The 16,327-nt window shown below is 68.4% G+C and carries 12 protein-coding genes, 1 tRNA gene and 1 pseudogene; 3 read left to right on the forward strand and 11 right to left on the reverse strand.

Annotated features, from left to right (window positions below):
• Window positions 1-369: 369 nt before the first annotated feature.
• A pseudogene (locus R3A49_12295) lies at window positions 370-2,247 on the forward strand (MMPL family transporter).
• Window positions 2,248-2,427: 180 nt separating this feature from the next.
• Here the strand turns inward: R3A49_12295 and R3A49_12300 are convergent.
• Window positions 2,428-4,053 (reverse strand): permease-like cell division protein FtsX, encoded by a 1,626-nt coding sequence (locus R3A49_12300; protein MEZ5171510.1) that lies wholly within the window; start codon window positions 4,051-4,053, stop codon window positions 2,428-2,430.
• Window positions 4,046-4,588 carry a sigma-70 family RNA polymerase sigma factor gene (locus R3A49_12305; protein MEZ5171511.1) on the reverse strand — a complete coding sequence of 181 codons (543 nt, stop codon included), beginning with the start codon at window positions 4,586-4,588 and terminating at the stop codon, window positions 4,046-4,048. Before R3A49_12305 ends, R3A49_12300 begins: the two co-directional genes overlap by 8 nt.
• A gap of 198 nt (window positions 4,589-4,786) precedes the next feature.
• Between R3A49_12305 and R3A49_12310 the strand changes: the two genes are divergently transcribed.
• A tRNA-Leu gene (locus R3A49_12310) sits at window positions 4,787-4,870 on the forward strand.
• A gap of 47 nt (window positions 4,871-4,917) precedes the next feature.
• Here the strand turns inward: R3A49_12310 and R3A49_12315 are convergent.
• The 7 genes from R3A49_12315 to R3A49_12345 all read right to left on the reverse strand — a co-directional run bounded on the left by R3A49_12315 (window position 4,918) and on the right by R3A49_12345 (window position 11,542).
• Complete coding sequence (locus R3A49_12315) at window positions 4,918-7,152, reverse strand: hypothetical protein (protein MEZ5171512.1); 2,235 nt, start codon at window positions 7,150-7,152, stop codon at window positions 4,918-4,920.
• Window positions 7,149-7,673 carry a SigE family RNA polymerase sigma factor gene (locus tag R3A49_12320; protein ID MEZ5171513.1) on the reverse strand — a complete coding sequence of 175 codons (525 nt, stop codon included), beginning with the start codon at window positions 7,671-7,673 and terminating at the stop codon, window positions 7,149-7,151. Before R3A49_12320 ends, R3A49_12315 begins: the two co-directional genes overlap by 4 nt.
• Before the next feature lie 145 nt (window positions 7,674-7,818).
• Complete coding sequence (locus R3A49_12325) at window positions 7,819-9,231, reverse strand: glutamate decarboxylase (protein ID MEZ5171514.1); 1,413 nt, start codon at window positions 9,229-9,231, stop codon at window positions 7,819-7,821.
• A 154-nt stretch (window positions 9,232-9,385) separates the two neighbouring features.
• Entirely contained in the window at window positions 9,386-9,784 is a 399-nt protein-coding gene (locus tag R3A49_12330; protein ID MEZ5171515.1) for a hypothetical protein, read from the reverse strand.
• Window positions 9,785-9,837: 53 nt separating this feature from the next.
• Entirely contained in the window at window positions 9,838-10,677 is an 840-nt protein-coding gene (locus R3A49_12335) for a hypothetical protein (protein ID MEZ5171516.1), read from the reverse strand.
• A 93-nt stretch (window positions 10,678-10,770) separates the two neighbouring features.
• Complete coding sequence (locus R3A49_12340) at window positions 10,771-11,076, reverse strand: SHOCT domain-containing protein (GenBank protein ID MEZ5171517.1); 306 nt, start codon at window positions 11,074-11,076, stop codon at window positions 10,771-10,773.
• A 28-nt stretch (window positions 11,077-11,104) separates the two neighbouring features.
• The gene (locus tag R3A49_12345) at window positions 11,105-11,542 is read right to left on the reverse strand and encodes a DUF6325 family protein (protein MEZ5171518.1); all 438 of its coding nucleotides are present in this window, start codon (window positions 11,540-11,542) and stop codon (window positions 11,105-11,107) included.
• 159 nt (window positions 11,543-11,701) lie between these two features.
• Here R3A49_12345 and R3A49_12350 point away from each other — a divergent pair, with 159 nt between their 5' ends.
• Window positions 11,702-12,970, forward strand: coding sequence for a cytochrome P450 (locus tag R3A49_12350; GenBank protein ID MEZ5171519.1), 1,269 nt, complete (start codon window positions 11,702-11,704; stop codon window positions 12,968-12,970).
• Window positions 12,971-12,977: 7 nt separating this feature from the next.
• On the opposite strand, the gene R3A49_12355 is transcribed toward R3A49_12350, so the two are convergent.
• Both R3A49_12355 and R3A49_12360 read right to left on the reverse strand, forming a co-directional pair.
• A complete protein-coding gene (locus R3A49_12355; GenBank protein MEZ5171520.1) occupies window positions 12,978-13,982 on the reverse strand; it encodes a zinc-dependent alcohol dehydrogenase family protein in 1,005 nt (334 codons plus the stop codon).
• A gap of 98 nt (window positions 13,983-14,080) precedes the next feature.
• Entirely contained in the window at window positions 14,081-16,213 is a 2,133-nt protein-coding gene (locus tag R3A49_12360; GenBank protein ID MEZ5171521.1) for a sulfatase-like hydrolase/transferase, read from the reverse strand.
• Window positions 16,214-16,327: the final 114 nt, after the last annotated feature.

Genomic DNA, 16,327 nt, shown 5'->3' on the forward strand with positions numbered 1-16,327 from the left:
GGCACCGCCGAGGAGTACGCACCCGCGCTCGTCTCGGAGCAGATCACCGACGGCGGTGGCTCCGAGGATCAGGCCGCGACCAGGGCCGAGGAGGTCAAGTCAGCCGTCGAGACCCTCGAAGGGGGGACGACAACCAGGGTTCTCGCCGGAGGCGAGGAGGCGACAGTCGCGCTGGGGCTCCCGGAGGTCACCGATCAGCAGGAGCACGAGCAGCTCGCCATCGACGTCCTGTCGAACCCCACGCTCTCGGAGGCACTCCTCTACGAGAGCGACGCCGAGGACCCGGCCGTTGTCGCCACCGACGACGAGGGCAACCCCGTCATCCGGCCGATCCTGCGCGCCAACTTCCCCAAGATCGACCAGGCCCTGATGATCGTCACGACCCAGGGCAACATCGACATCGCCGACATGGGCGACGCCGCCGACAAGGTCGTCGAGATCGCCGACAAGTACAAGGACTCGTTCGAGGGCTTCGAACTCACGATCGGCGGCCCCCCGCAGCTCCTCCAGGACATCAACGACTACCTCCAGACCGGGCTCGCCCTGCTGGGGGGGCTGTCGTTCGCCGTGATGGTGCTCGTCCTCTACTTCGTGTTCCGGGTCCGCTGGCGACTCCTGTCGCTCGTGATCGTCGTGATCGGCGCCATCTGGGGCTTCGGCATCATGGGGTATCTCGGGATCTCGCTCACGCTGATCACGATCGCCGCTCTCCCGATCCTCATCGGCGTGGGTGTCGACTTCTCCATCCAGAGCCACTCGCGCATGGAGGAGGAGGTCAACGAGGACGGCAATGCGCCCGAGGGCATGCGCCGGCTCATGCGCTGGCTGGCGCCCCCGCTCGCCGTGGCGGCGATCGCCGCGGTCGTGGGCTTCCTCGCCCTCAACTTCTCGCCGGTGCCGATGATCGGGAACTTCGGCGTGATGCTGGCGCTGGGGATCATCGCCCTGTTCATCGCGGGCCTCCTGGTCCCCACGTCGATCCTGGCGTGGCGCGAGAAGGTGAAGCCCACGAAGGCGGGCGAGGCCAGGATCCCGCACGGGTTCCTCGAGCGAGTCGTGCGGGGGATGATGTTCTCGATGCAGAGGTTCGTCCTGCCGATGACAGTCGTCGGCGTGGTCATCATCGTGCTGGGCCTCGCCTTCGAGGGGCGCTTCGTCATCGAGACCGACGCCGAGAAGTGGCTCCCGCAGGACAAGAACAGCGTGCAGTGCAAGATCCAGGAGGGTCTCGGCGGCAGCGCCTGCACCGACACGATCCACGACCTCGAGGTCCTCCAGGAGCGGGCGGGATTCTCGTCGGTGCTGGCGCTGCTCATCGAGGCCGACGACGTGACCTCCGACGAGGTGTCGTCGTGGGCGCAGCAGTTCACGAACCAGCAGCTCGAGAAGCACGGCCCCGACGGTGACAACACGATCAAGGACGTCAACAGTCTCTACGGGGTGTCGTTCGACATCACCAAGACGCCGCCGAACCAGGAGTCGATGAACCTGCTCATCGGCAAGGGCTTCGACGCGGACCCTGCCTACACCGTGGCCCCTGAGGACGTCCTGAAGTCGACCGTGTCACCCGACAGGAAGTCGGCGGCGCTCCAGTTCCCGATCGCTCCCATCTCGCTGGGTGAGCGCGAGGAACTCATCGACGACATGCAGGCCGACGTGGAGCAGTCCGTCGGAACTATCGACATCGAGGCGAACATCTTCGGGTTCCCCGAGGTCGGCGGCCCACCGGATGAAACGAAGATATCGCAGGCCGGCATCGCCGCCGTGGGGGTGGAGCTCGTCAAGAAGCTCGAGGCCAACCGCCAGCTCATCACGTTCGCCGGCCTCGGCGCCGTGGCGCTCTGGCTCCTCATCTTCTACCGGCGGCTCTGGAAGGTGGTCCTGGTCCTCATCCCGGTGCTGATCGCCGTCGGTCTCTCGTCGGTCGTCACGTTCGTGACCGGCATCACGCTCAGCCCGATGACCGCCGTGTCGGCACCGTTGGTGATCGCCACCTGTACGGAGTTCGTGGTGCTCATCCTCGCCCGCTACATCGAGGAGCGAGAACGCGGTCGCACGCCCGAGGAGGCGATCGACATCGGTGGCGTCAGGATCGGACGCGCCTTCGTGGCGTCGGGCCTCACGACGGTCGGCGGCTTCATCGTGCTCGCGGTGTCACCGTTCCCGCTCGTGTGGCAGTTCGGTGTCCTCGTGGCGCTGAACGTCCTCGTCGCCCTGATCAGCGCGCTCGTGGTGCTGCCACCGCTGCTCATGTGGGCCGACCGCAACCCGCGCCTCGGCTCGTTCGAGCCCGGTGAGCGCCCCGAGCCCCTCCCGCGGAGGCCTCCCGCCGCTGACCTCCCGCAACCCAGGCCGAGATGGTGCGTAAACCCGGCCCATGACCCGGAAAACGCACCATCTCGGCGTGGGCGCGGGCTTCCCGGTTCGCTACTCAGCGACCTCGTCAGCAGGCGGGCGGCTCCACCGGCTGACCTGGGTGGTGTCGACCCCGGGAAGTGCCCCGTAGCGCTCGACCAGCTCCGCTTCGGAATCGGCACTGACGGGCACGATCCGGAACTCGACCGGCAGGTCATCAGCGGAGATGTTCTCGGAGATGCTGGGGTCGTCCTCGAACGTCCGCCGGAACTCCTCGAAAGCGTCCTCCTTGTCGACGAAGGTGAACTCCGCGACGTCGGGGTCGTTCTCCAGCGACGAACGCACCTCGTCGATCTGTTCGGCGCCGGCCTCGACCGACATGAACACCCGGATCTCCGAGACGTCCGGCAGGTCACCGCTCCGTGTTCCGGGGATCCAGGCGGCAGCCACCACGTCGGTGGTCAGGACGCCGGGGGCTGATTCTCCCTCCACGAAGACCAGCGCGTGGCCGGTCCCGTCCACCGAGCCGATGCCCTCGACGACGGCGAGGAGCCCAGGGGCGTCAGGCCCGACCAGGGTGGACAGCGATTGCACCTGGTCGATCAGGGAGACATCGAAGACCACGGGTGCGTCGGAGAGCTCCGTCGGCGTCGTGACGTCCGTCGGAACGCGAGCGATCCTCACACACGGGAGGGTCTCGGATGGGAGCGCGGCGTCGGCCGACGAGGACTCGTCGGTGTCGGGTGGCAGCACGTCGAGGATGGGGTTGGGGCAGTTCTCCGAGGGCCGTTCGACATAGAGCGACGTGGGGTCGGCGAAGGCGACGTCGGGTCCGGCGCTGATGTCGGTGGCCACGACGGCCCGGTGGGGCGTGCCACCGTCCACAGGGTGGATCGTGACTCCGCTCATCTGGCCTTCAGGGCATTCGAGGCACGTCTCGGTGAGCGCCAGGGATGTTCCGTCCGGAGACCACGCAGGCGATCCGTTGGCAAGGACGGTGCCGAGATCGGTCACCCGGGGAGAGTCGGAGCCCAGCGTCGTGAGGTCGAGGATCTCCAGGTTCACGTCGACGGGCTCGCCGGCAGCCGCGGGCTCCTCGCACGGCAGGCCCCCGTCGAGCGCCAGGTAGGCAAGGCTGTTGCCGTCGGGGCTGACGGTCGGTGAGGAGGCGTGGGTCACGACGACCTCCGGCTCGCCGCCCTCGAGAGGCACGGCCAGGATCTCGCCGTCGAGGCTCTGGGTGTCACAGTCGGGCGGCTGCGTCGGGCGGCTCACGTACACGGTGCCGTCGGGGGTCACGCTGAACGTCGGCGGTGCGGGGTAGTCGTCGCCCTCGACGAAGCCCCACTCCGTGTCGAGGATGAGCCCCTCGTCGTACCCCTCGGGGCTGAAGCGCCGGAGCTCACCGTCGACGGTCAGCGCCACGAAGCCGGGCTCGACGTCGGTGACGGTGTCCTGCGAGTCGGCGATCGTGGGCTCGTCGTCCCGGTTGACCACGGCGAGCACGACGACCAGCAGGGCGGCAGCGGCCGCACCGGCCAGTCCGAGACCGACCCAGAACCGGCGGGACCGTGCCGGGCGGGCGTCGTCGATCCGGCCGCGCACCTTCGCCCATGCGTCATCGGACACGTCGATCTGGTCGGCGAACTCACCCATGACGGAGGCCGCGCGCTCCGCGGTGCGGTCGTGGTCAGGCATCGTCGTCCTCCACCAGAGGTGCCAACGCGGCGAGGCCGCGCTCGATGTGGGTACTGACGGTCGAACGGGAGACACCGAGCGTCTCGGCGACGTCGGCCTCGGTGAGCTCCTCGTAGAAGCGGAGGATGATGCAGTCGGCCTGGCGCGCCGGGAGAGCCCGGATCGCGTCGAGGAAGCGACGGCTCTCGGCGTGCATGACGACCCGACGGTCGGCGCCCTCGACGTCGGGGAGTGGGTCGGGCCGGTGCCGGCGCGCCGTCCTGCGCCGACGGAGCCGGGAGCGCGCCCCGTTCATCACGATGGAGCGGAGGTAGGCATCCGCGCGACCCACCTCCTTGATGCGGCCGGACTTCCGGTACAGCTTCACGAAGGAGTCCTGGACGACCTCCTCGGCGGCCTCCCGGCTGTCGAGCACGAGGGCGGCCAGGCGCACCAGGGCGTGGTACTCGCGCTGGAAGAGCTCCGAGACCAGCCGGTCGGGATCGGCAGCCACGGCCGTGCCGCCCGGCTTCTCCCGGGGGGGATCGAGAGCCATGGTGCCCATCATCACGCTTCACTGACGCACACCGGCGCCACTCTGCCGACGCGATCCCGAAATTCTTGGTTTGAAGGCCACCGCCCGCGCCGCCGGGTTGGTGCGATAACCCATTCCATGACCCGGAAATCGCACCATCCTGGCAGGGTTGGGGGTGGAGGGGTCGGCGGGGGGCGCTGGTACGCTGCGGCACCCCACGGGCGAGTGGCGGAACCGGTAGACGCGCAGGCTTCAGGTGTCTGTGTCCGCAAGGACGTGGGGGTTCGAGTCCCCCCTCGCCCACGAACACGGTCTCCGGAGTCGAAGCCGTCTCCGGAGTGGTGGGCACCTCACCCGTCGAGGTGCACCCGCAGGATCGAGGGGCCCACGGCGTTCTGCCACCAGGCGTCGGGCCCGGCGATCACCATGCCGCCCCACGGGCCGTCGAGATCACCTCGATCGGGGGTCGGGAGCTCGAGGATGCTGCCGATCGGGCTCAGGCCCTCGTCGTAGCGGCGGAGTTGGCGATCGTCGGCTCCGCTGATCGCGAGGCCCCCGTCGGTGGGAACGAAGCGACCGGTCGGGATGCCTGTTGCGAGTGGATCCTCGCCCGCATGCTTGCCGACCAGCGGAACCAGGTTTCCGCGGGTGTCGATCGTCCAGATAGTGCCGTCGGCGACCGCGTACGTCACGGCGTTGCGATCCGGAAGGTCGACGCCGTCGACGAGCTCACCGGAGTCCGTGTCGAAGCGATACAGCGCTTTCGGGTCGGCGTCGGTCTCCACCCACAGGTCGTCGCCGAGCGCCACGATCTGTTGAACCGGAGCAGAGAGCGGATGCACCGAGAGGTCGTTGTCGGAGGACGGTGTGCGCGACGACCCCTGCCGCGCTACGGACACGAGCGCCCTCCGGTCGGCGGTCGTGGTCCACACGGCGGAGTCGGTGGCTTCGAGGATGCCCGAGAATCCCTGCGACGAGGTCGTCCCCTGCGACGAGGCCGCCTCGAAGCCCGTGGAGCCCGAGCGGCCCATCGTCGTCGGGCTCGTCCACCAGAGATCGCCGTCGGCGAGGAGAAGCCCCTGCACATCGTCGGGAGTCTCCGCCTCGTCGTCGACCGTCTCGGTGGCTGCAGAGACGTGCACGACCCGTGTTGCGGCAGCGGCAGCGTCGTCGGCGATAGCGACCCACACCCCCGACTCGTCGGCGGCCATCAGATCGGTGCGACCGATTCCCGGAAGATAGGACCCGTCGAGGGGGATCTCCTCGACTGCCACCGCGGTCGGTTCGTCGGCGACGGCGTCAGGTGTGGATGTTTCCGCGTCGAGGTCCTCGAACGTCGTGCCCGGGACCCAGACAGCGGCCATGACGTTCTCGGCGACGACCCGTGGGGTGCTCTCCTGGCCCGCGCTGTAGATGGCCGTCGTGCCGGTCGGGGCGCCGCGATCGGGTGCGGTCGTCACCAGTACTCCGGGCGCATTCTCTCCGGGAAGCGTCGAAAGCGACAGCAGCTGTGCATTGTGCGGGAGGCCGATGAACTCCGGGATCATCGTGTTCGAGTTCGACGAGCGGACCGGATCCCAGCCGGCGCTGGACACGAGGCCGATCCAGTCGCCGTTGATGGTCTCTCCGTAGTCGATGAGTACCGACGTGTCGTCGGAGAACGCAACGGACGGGCCACCTTGGCCCTCTCCCCAGATTCCCAGGAGGTTTGCTGCTCCTCCCGAGGCCGGCATCGAGATCCGGACTGCCTGGTTGTCGCAGTCGGAATCCGGGATCGTGCAACGGATGTTGGTGGCGAGCTCGGTGCCGTCGGGAGACCACGCTACTGGTCCTTCGGGGTTGAATCCGCCAGAGGGGTCCCGGTCCGGCGAGAACGTTGCCATCGGATCCGGGTACGCGATGTCCAGGAGAGCCTGTTCGCCACTCTCGAGATCGAGGAGTGCGACCGTGCGGGGCGCCGGTTGCTTTTCGTCTTGTGCGCCCACACCGGAGTCGCACTGTTCGCCACTTCGAGTCGTGATGAACGCGAGCTGTGAGCCGTCGGGGCTCACCGACGGAGCAGTTCCCACGGGCACGACCACCTCGGGTTCACCGCCCTCGAGCGACACCGACACGATCTCGGCGCCCAACTGTTCGGAGCGTGAGCACTCGTCGTCGGTGACAGCCCGGCTGAGGAACACCGTGCCGTCGGGCGCTACGGAGAACTCCGGCCTGCTGAAACTGGCTTCGGGCGTCCAGCTCGTGTCGGTGATCAGGCCGAGGTCGTCGCCCGCCGGACTGAACCGACGCAACTTGCCGTCGACGGTCAGCGCCACGAAGCCCGGTTCCAGTTCGTTCTGTCGCTCGGCGACGGTCGGATTGTTGTCACCGCCGCTCAGCGCAGCGAAGCTGACGATCGCGATGACGGCGGCCGCCGCCCCGGCGAGGCCGAGGGAGGTCCAGACAGCGGTGCGGCGCCGGCGGGCCTTCTCGTTCACGCCGCCCCGGATCTTCGCCCACGCATCGGTCGAGATGTCGTCGGCCTGTGCTTTCGCCTGGAGTGCGTCGCGCAGGCGGTCTTCGGTGCCGTGCTCGCGGTCACTCATGAGGAGGCCTCCAGGATCTTCGTGAGCGCGGTCATGCCGCGACTCGTGTGCGTCTTCACCGATCCGCGGGAGATCCCGAGCGTCTCGGCGATCTCCGCCTCATCGAGGTGCTCGTAGTAGCGAAGGACCAGGCAGTCGCGTTGACGGTCCGACAGCGTCCTCAACGCGTCGATGACCTCCTGCTGACCCTCGTTGAGGGACGCCGTCTCGTCGGCACCGGGCTCGTCGGGCAGCGGTGCGGGCCGATGCCTCTTCGCCACCTGCCGCCGCCGCATGCGCGAGCGGGCGAGATTCATCACGATGGAGCGCAGGTACGCGTCGATCCGTTCCCGGTCCCTGACCCGGTGGATCTTCCCGTGCAGCTTGATGAACGCCTCCTGCACGACCTCCTCGGCCGGTTCGGTCCGGTCGAGGAGGATCCGGGCGAGGCGCACCAGCGAGTGGTAGTGCTCCCGGTACAGCTCCGAGAGGAGCTGGTCCGGATCACGCGTCGCCGCGCGGGCAACGGGCTCCACAGTCATGGTTCCGAGCATCACCTCCACCGACGCTCCCCGGGGGGACCCGGTTGACACCGGCAGCCGCTCGATCGGTATCCGGAGCGCCGAAACGAGGCGGAGGAAGGCCTTCCGGCCTCAGGTCAGGCCGACGCGGCCCGTTCGGTGGAGCTCAGTCCTTCTCGAAGCGCTGCTTGGCGGTGTCGGCGGCCAGATGCGCTGAGGTCCAGAGGTCGCCCTTCTTCCTGCCCGGCCGACTCGGATCGATCTTGTCGAGCTCCTTGCAGGCGTTGTCGATGTCGAGAACGAGGATCTCGAGGAGTTGGCGGCTCATCTCGACGCGCACGACGACGCGCAGGAGATCGATGTCGTCGGCGTCGGGGGGAAGGGAGTAGGCCGGGACGATCCAACCCTTCTGTCGCAGCATCTCCGACAGGTGGTACACGTCGAAGTTGGCGTCGTCCTTCAACCGGAACGTGACCACAGGCTCGGCGAGGCCGGGATTCATGATCACGAACCGGCCCATGGCCTCGAGCTGCTCGTTCAGGTACTGCGCGTTGCCGAGCATGTTCTCGACGAGCTCTGCGTATCCCTTCCGTCCGAGGCGTACGAAGTTGTAGGCCTGCGCCTGGATCATCGCCGTGCCGCGCGAGAAGTTAAAGGTGTAGGTCGGCTGCGCGCCGCCCAGGTAGTTCACGCTGAAGATCAGGTCTTCGGGCAGCTTGGAGCGGTCGCGGAACACCAGCCAGCCGACACCTGGGTAGACGAGCCCGTACTTGTGCCCCGACACGTTGATGGAGGCCACCTGTTCGAGGCGGAAGTCCCACTCCTCGTCGGGGCGCGCGAAGGGGGCGATGAAGCCGCCGCTCGCACCGTCGACGTGCATCGGGATGTCCCAGCCCGTGTCCTTCTTCACGGACACGAGGAGGTCGTTGACCTCGCGGATCGGGCTCGACTCACCGATGAACGTCGTTCCCAGCACGGCGCCGACGGCGATCGTGTTCTCGTCGATCCGCTCCTCCACGTCGTCGACCGACATCACGAAACGGTCCGCGCGCATCGGGATCTTGCGCAGCTCCACGTCGAAGTAGCGGGCGAACTTGTCCCACACGATGTGGGTCTCGGCGCCGAAGACGATGTTGGGCCTGTCGGTTGGCCTCCCTGCGTCCTCCTGGCGCTTCTTCCACGACCACTTGTGGGCGAGGAGCCCGAGCATGATCGCCTCGGAGGACCCGATGGTCCCCACACCCACCGTGTTGTCGACCTCCGGGGCGTGGAAGAGATCGCCGAGCCACCGGACGCACATCTCCTCGATGAGTTGTGCCGCCGGGTACTCCTCGTGGTCGATGTGGTTCGTGCGCAGCGTCTCGTGGATGAGCTTCTCGGCCTGGGGCTCCATCCACGTCGTGACGAACGACGCGACGTTCAGCGTCTCTCGGCCGTCCAGCATGAGCCCCGTGTGGAGGAGCTCGTAGGCGGCGTCGGCGGGCATGCCGTTGTCGGGAAAGACGTCGACGTCGATCGTCCTGCCGAAGAACTCCTTCCGGTGGAGCGGGGCGTAGGGATCGTCGGCAGTTCCGGCCATCAGGTCTCTCCTGTGGGTCGCATGGCACCGGAGTGCACGGCGCGGGCGGCGGGTGACTCCTGTCGAGTCGGTGGCGGGCGTGAACCTCGAAGCCGGGCCGCCTGCGAGCCGACTCGGCCTGCCGTGGACGCAGGCCGAGTCGCGCTCTCCTCCGCTACTCGGTCATCTGGATGTCTCGGCCGTGCGCGGTCAGCGCCCAGATGACCGCCACGTCGACGGCGATGATCACGATCGACCAGACCGGGTACCACGGCAGGAACGCGAAGTTGGCGATCGCGCTCAACGCGGCGACGATCACACCGACGATGCGGGCGGCGAGATTGCCGGACAGGATCCCGAAGCCGGACACGACGAGGACGATGCCGACGATCAGGTGGATCCACCCCCAGGTCGTGACGTCGAACTGCGCCACCCAGTCGGGTCCCTTGACGTAGAGGTCGTCCTCGGCGATGGCGGCGATGCCGGCGATCACCTGGAAGACCCCGACGACCATCAGCATGATGGCGGCGAAGAACGTCCAACCGACCGCAGCTCCACTCGGTTCGTTGCTCATAATCCCTCCTGGCGTGCGTTGGTGAAGCCGATCCTAGGGCCTGATCCGGCGAGTCAGAGCGATGCCTGTGTCGACTCCGCTGCCGACTCGACGGGGAGCAGCGCCGCACCGATGAAGAAGCCGACGGCACCGATGAAGGTACCGAGGTTCACGAGGGTGATGTTGGCGGGCTCACCGGTTGTCGTCAGGTACCGCGACCCGACCGCTGCAGCGCCGAAGGCGAGCGAGCCACCCATGTTGAGCGCGCTGATCTTCCAGCCGACCGAGCCGTCTGACCGGGGGAGGACGCGGTCGTTGACCTCCGAATACGCGAGCCAGCTGGCGATCAGGAAACACGCGGATCCCAACATGTCCGGTGACCAGATGAGGAGCTGCTCCTGCTCCAGGCTGAGGTCGCTGCGCGTGGCGGCGAACGTCGTGACGTTGAAGAAGACCGTGCCGAGGAGCTGGACGGCGGTGGCCCACCAGTCGATGCGGTGTGGCGTCCAGCCGACGTAAGCCCGCAGCCGCCGCCGCTTCGGAGCGTCGGCGGACACGCCCTCCGGCGCGCTCACGACCTCCTTGAACTGGAGGTAGGCGGCGGTGGTGAAGAAGATCGACCCGACGAAGAACGTCCAGCCGACGACGTCGGGGTCTACATGGCCGAAGTACAGCGGAAGGGAGCCGAGGGCGAAGCAGAGCGAGCCCACCATGAACAGCGCCCCGATCCACCAGCTCATCATGCTGGCGCCGCGGGGGAAACGGCGGAAGATGTGGGCACGGCGCCGCGCGCCGGAGGGTATGAGCCCGAGGCCCTTGCGGTGCCGACGTGACGTCCACTCGAACTCCTTGCCGTCGGGTCGCCGGAGTTGCGCGTGGGTGACGAAGAACGCCGGGCCCGACGCGCGGAGCACGCGCCAACCCTGGCGGCGCTCCGACTCCGGTAGAAGTGTCTCGGCGCGAGAGACCGATACCTCTCGGGTCATTGCGGAGACGGGCGCTCTGTGTCAGCTCCCGAGGATCTTCGCCTTCTGGGCGTTGAACTCGTCGTCGGTGAGGATCCCCTGTGACTTCAGCTCCCCGAGCTCCTTGAGCTGCTGGATCGTGTCGGACTCGCTGGGAGCAGCGGGCGGTGGGGGTGCCGCTTGCGCAACGGGCTGCTGCTGGGCGTAGGCCTGCTGGCGCTCGGCGTAGATCGCCGCGTCACGGTCGGCGAAGCGCTCGGCCTGGCGACGCTGCACCCGACCGTTGACAGCCGAGGCGGTTCCTGCGATGACGGCCGTGCGTGCGACTCCTCTGAGTAGTCCCGGCATGGTGCGTTTCCTTCCTGGAGAGTGTCGGTCAGTCGGCCGCTTCGGCGGCTTCGAGGGCGTCGACGAGAGCCTGGGCGGGGATCCGTTCGCTCGCGATCATCTGGCCGCCGGCACCGTGCGCGGAGGTCACGAACGGCGAGGCCCAGGCGTTCTCGTAGGCCAGCATCACGGCCGTCGTGCCCGCGTCGATGGCGTCGCCCGCGTCGGCGATGTCGTCGCTCGAGCAGAGACCCGACTGCGCGCCGGCGAAGGCCGAGAAACCCGACGCGGCTCCGGTCGTGGAGTCGGCGACGTCGAGGCGGTCGACGGCACCGTCGGACTTCTTGGAGATCAGGGCGATGTCGTACAGCCGCACGATGCCGCCGTCGATCAGATCGGAAAGCGCACGGCCCGTCGCGTCGGTCGATGTGTCGTCAGGGAACTCGATCAGGACGAAATCGACGGGTCCCGGGAACTCGTCAGCCATCTACGAACCTCCGTGTCTCGACGAATCGGTGTGTGGACGAAAAGCAACCGGGTGCGTCCGCCGGGCGCCTCGGCGTCCGGAACGGTACCTCCGGCAGCCCGACGGTGCGAGGCTCGGCAACAGGGAACGTGGCCGAGGCCGTCCGGTAGCGTCGAGGAGGTGACAGCGACCAACCTGCCCAACCCCCTCGACCCCGAGTTCTGGGTGCGTCCCTCGGAGCCGATCGAGGACGACCTGGCGCTGCTGCGGGCGCAGAAGTCCCCGACCTTCCATCCCGAGCCCGAGGTGGAGTCGCTCATCGACCTCCCGGTGGGCGCCGGACGTGGCGCGTGGGCCGTCACGCGCTGGGAGCAGATCCACGAGGTGTCGAAGAACCCCGGGATCTACTCGTCGGCCCAGGGGATCGTCGTCGTCGACACACCACCCGAGTACAACGAGTTCTTCAGCTCCATGATCGCCATGGACGATCCGCGCCACACGAGGCTGCGCCGCCTCGTCTCGGCCGGCTTCACGCCGAAGATGACCGAGTCGCTCATGGGGAGCGTCCACGAGCAGGCCGACCTCATCATCGACGCCGTGTGCGAACGAGGGGAGTGCGACTTCGTCGTCGACGTCGCCGCCCGCCTTCCGCTGCGCATCGTGTGCGACCTCATGGGGATCCCCGAGGAGTACCACGGCGACATCTTCGACAACACCAACACCATTCTCGGGATCACCGATCCCGAGTACCGCCCGGAAGGGGTCGACATCGTCACGGGCGCACTCGTGGCGGGCCAGAGCCTCGCCGACATCATGGACGAGGTCGCGAGCTCCAAGACGGGTTCTGACGGCGACGACCTCACGTCGATCCTCGTCAACGCCGAGCTCGACGGCGAGCGTCTGACCCACGCCGAGATCGCCAGCTTCTTCATCCTCCTGGCGGTGGCCGGCAACGAGACGACACGCAACGCCATCAGCTGGGGGCTCCACCTGCTCACCGAGAACCCCGACCAGCGCAGGATCTGGACGGACGACTTCGACGGAGTGGCACGCAACGCCGTGGAGGAGATCGTGCGGGTCGCGAGCCCCGTCACCTACATGCGCCGCACCACGACCAGACCCACCGAGCTCGGTGGTCAGGAGATCGACGAGGGTGACAAGGTCCTGATGTTCTACCTGGCGGCCAACCGCGACGAGGACGTCTTCGACAACCCCTACTCCTTCGACGTGCGCCGCGACCCGAACCGCCACGTCGGCTTCGGAGGACCCGGTCCGCACTTCTGCCTGGGGGCGCACCTGGCGCGGCGCGAGATCACCGAGATGTTCCGCGTGCTGTTCACCCGCCTCCCCGACATCCACGCCGCCGGCGAGCCCGACTGCCTGGCGTCGTCGTTCATCCACGGCATCAAGCACCTCCCCGCCGAGTTCACCCCGGTGGCGCCGCGCTGAGCCGGCGTCACTGCTCTCGCGCTCGGGGCTGCAGGACGGCGGCGCCTCGTAGCATCCCGGAGCGGAGCCGTTCGAGGGCCTCGTTGGCCTGACCGAGGTCGAACGTCTCGACCTCGGTGCGTATGGGGACGCGGGGAGCGAGATCCAGCAGCTGCTCGCCGTCGGAGCGCGTGAGGTTCGCCACCGAGCGGATCACGCGCTCCTCCCACAGGTCGGAGTAGGGGAACGACGGGATGTCGCTCATGTGGATCCCGCCCGAGACGACGACGCCACCCCGGTCGACCGCCCGCAGCGCCGTCGGGATGAGCGAGCCGACGGGGGCGAAGATGACGGCGCTGTCGAGGAGTTCCGGTGGGGTCTCGTCGGAGCCGGCCGCCCACGCGGCGCCGAGGGAGCGTGCGAAGTCCTGGGCGTCGGTGTCGCCGGGCGACGTGAAGGCGTAGACGGCGACGCCTTCGTGGCACGCGATCTGCGCCACGATGTGGGCGGCGGCCCCGAACCCGTAGATGCCGAGTCGCTCGAGGCCCTCACCGGCCATGCGGTAGGTGCGGTGCCCGATGAGCCCCGCGCACAACAGGGGTGCCGCGTGGGGGTCGTCGTCGAGGGCGTCGGGCAGTGGGAACGTGAAGCGCTCGTCGGCGGTGCAGTACTCGGCGTAGCCACCGTCGTGGGTGTAGCCGGTGAAGATCGGGTTCTCGCAGAGGTTCTCGCGGCCCCGGCGGCAGAAACGGCAGGTGCCGTCGGTGCCGCCGAGCCACGGGACCCCGACCCGCTCGCCGGCCTCGAAGCGGGTGACCCCGGTACCCGGTCGGGCGACCTCACCCACGACCTCGTGGCCGGGCACGAGTGGGAGCTTCGCCTCGGTGAGCTCCCCGTCGAGGATGTGGAGATCCGTCCGGCACACCCCGCACGCCCTCACCCGGATGAGGACCTCGGACGGTCCCGGCGACGGGACGGGGAGCTCGCGTTCCACGAGCGGTCCGCCGGGAGCGTCGAGGACCATCGCCCTCATCCTGTCGGGAACCGGAGTCGCGGAAAACGGTGCCGTCGTCGTCATCACCACCAGTATGGGGCCGCGACGCACGGTCGTGTGCCCGGTCCCCGGTGGGCTCAGCCGGTGTCCAGGTCGACGGGGTGCAGGGTGTTGTCGGCCTCGATGAGGGAGATCTCCACCTCGTTGTCGCCGTCGACGAGGTGTGCGGGATCGGCGAGGCCGGCGACGTAGAGGCCGCCGTCGCCGTCGAAGCTCACGCCGATCCCGGCGACGACGCCGTTGAGGGCGATGGCGAACTCCCGCCCCGACTGTGCCGTGGCCGGGTCGAGCGAGCCCCACACCAGCGCCGGGACGAACGGGCCCTGCGTGTCGACGTCGGAGTAGGTCTCGGGGTCGTGCAGGGCGCCGTTGATCCCCGACGGGGCGCCGACGTCGAGGTCCGACACCGGTTGATGGACGAGAGAGCGGTGGTCGCCGACGGCGTAGATGTCGGCGGGGTTCTCGGCGGTTCCGTAGGTGGCGAGGATGACGTCGGCCAGGTCGCCGATGTCGACGATGGTGTCCGGGAACTCGATCGGATCTTCTCCGGCGACGAATGTCTTCGAGGTCGGGGCGTCCTCGGCAGGTCCGAGCAGTGATGTGCCGTCGACCTCGAAGGGGAGGTCGGCGCCGAGCATGTCGGCGACGGTCGGCAACAGGTCGATCGTCTGGGCGTTGCGGTCGTCGACCTCCGCCGTCGTCTGGCCGGGCGCCTTGATGAACATCGGGACGGGTAGGACGCCGGCCTGGTTGTCGTAGTAGGGGGAGATGTGGCGGCGCCAGGTCCCTCCGCGCAGCTCGACGCCGTGGTCGGCGGTGACGACGATCAGCGTCTCGTCGAGCATCCCCTGTTCCTCGAGGCGGTCGAGCACCCGGCCGAGCTGGGTGTCGGCGTACTCCAGCTGGGCGGTGTGGCGTTGTCGCACGAGGTGCATGAGCAGTTCGTTGTCGTCCCAGATGCCGGAGTCACCCTGGTTGGCCAGCAGGCCGATGTCTCCGTAGCGCCGACCGTCGGGCAGGTACGTCCAGGGCTCGTGGGGGAGGTTGGCGTGGAAGAACCACAGCGACGGGTCGTCGGAGGGCTGGAGGTCCTCGAGGAACGTGTCGAGGCGCCCCTCGGCGTTGTGGACGCCTTCGACGACGTCGTTCAGGTTGATCGCCGCGCGCGGCCGCTCCGACGCCGGCTGCGTCGTCTGCGTCGGTGACGTCTCCTCGGGTGCCGACCCGGGAGCGTCGCCGAGGCCGCCGTCGTCCTGTCCGAAACCGGCCCAGCGACCCTCCAGGCTCGGCAGCCAGCGGTCGGCGGCGTCGTCGGGCAGCGCCCCGTGCAGGAACACCGTGGCCGTGTCGCTCAGCAGCGTGCCGAAGCTGTACGACGGTCGGGCCTCGACGGGCTGGTCGCAGTACTCGGTGGAGCACAGGTCGGTGATCACCTCGTACGACGTCAGGTCGTAGGAGCCGGCCAGGAGGCTGAAGATCGTGTCGGGGTGGAAGCTCGTGGTGGGCGGGGTGACGTACTCGCCCTCGGGGAGGCGGCCGCTCACCATCGCGGGGATGGCGTCGGGTGTGAAACCGGCGACGGTCGTGGCGTTGGGATACCAGGTCGACGTCGCAGCGAGCCGCGCGAAGTTGGGGTAGCGGGCGGCATCGATGTTCCCGTCGGCGTCGAGGAGGCTCGCCAGCGGCAGCTCGTCGAACGACATCCACACGACCGGTGGCGTCTGCTCGGTTTCTGCGGCGTAGGCCAGGGCGTCGTCGGGGAAGACGAGTTGGTTCACCGGGGACGCGAACAGGAAGAGAGCGCCGAAGATGATCGGTGCTCCCGCCAGCCACGTGGCGAAGGTGCGCGCACCGGCGAAACGTTGGTAGCCGTAGGCGGCACCGGCGGCGAGAAGCAGCAGTACGACAATGGCGACCACGAGCCCGAAGCCGATGCCGTCGGCCAGGGGCGGAACCACCGTGATGCCGACGAGGAGCCCGACGATCCCGAGGTGGACGAACCACGCGGCCGGGCGTGAGACCAGGAACACGACACCCTCCACGGCGATCAGCAGCGCCGGGGGAACGACCAGCAGCAGCACCGTGAACTGCACGATCTGGGCGGGCCCCGAGTCGTGCGCGACGAAGAACGTCGCCTTGTTGCCGAGGAGGTCGAAGACGGGCTGCGCGAAGGCGAAGGCACTCAGCCCGAAGACCTGGAGGGCGCGCACCCAGAACGGGACGGACGACGCGGGGGATGCGGACCCTGAGCGCTGTTCAACGCGTCGTTCGCGCCGTGTCGGACCGTCCGATGCGGCCACCGGCTTCTCCGAACGCGGCGAGTC

The organism is Acidimicrobiia bacterium (assembly GCA_041394025.1).
Taxonomy (GTDB): Bacteria; Actinomycetota; Acidimicrobiia; order IMCC26256; family JAOSJL01; genus JAOSJL01.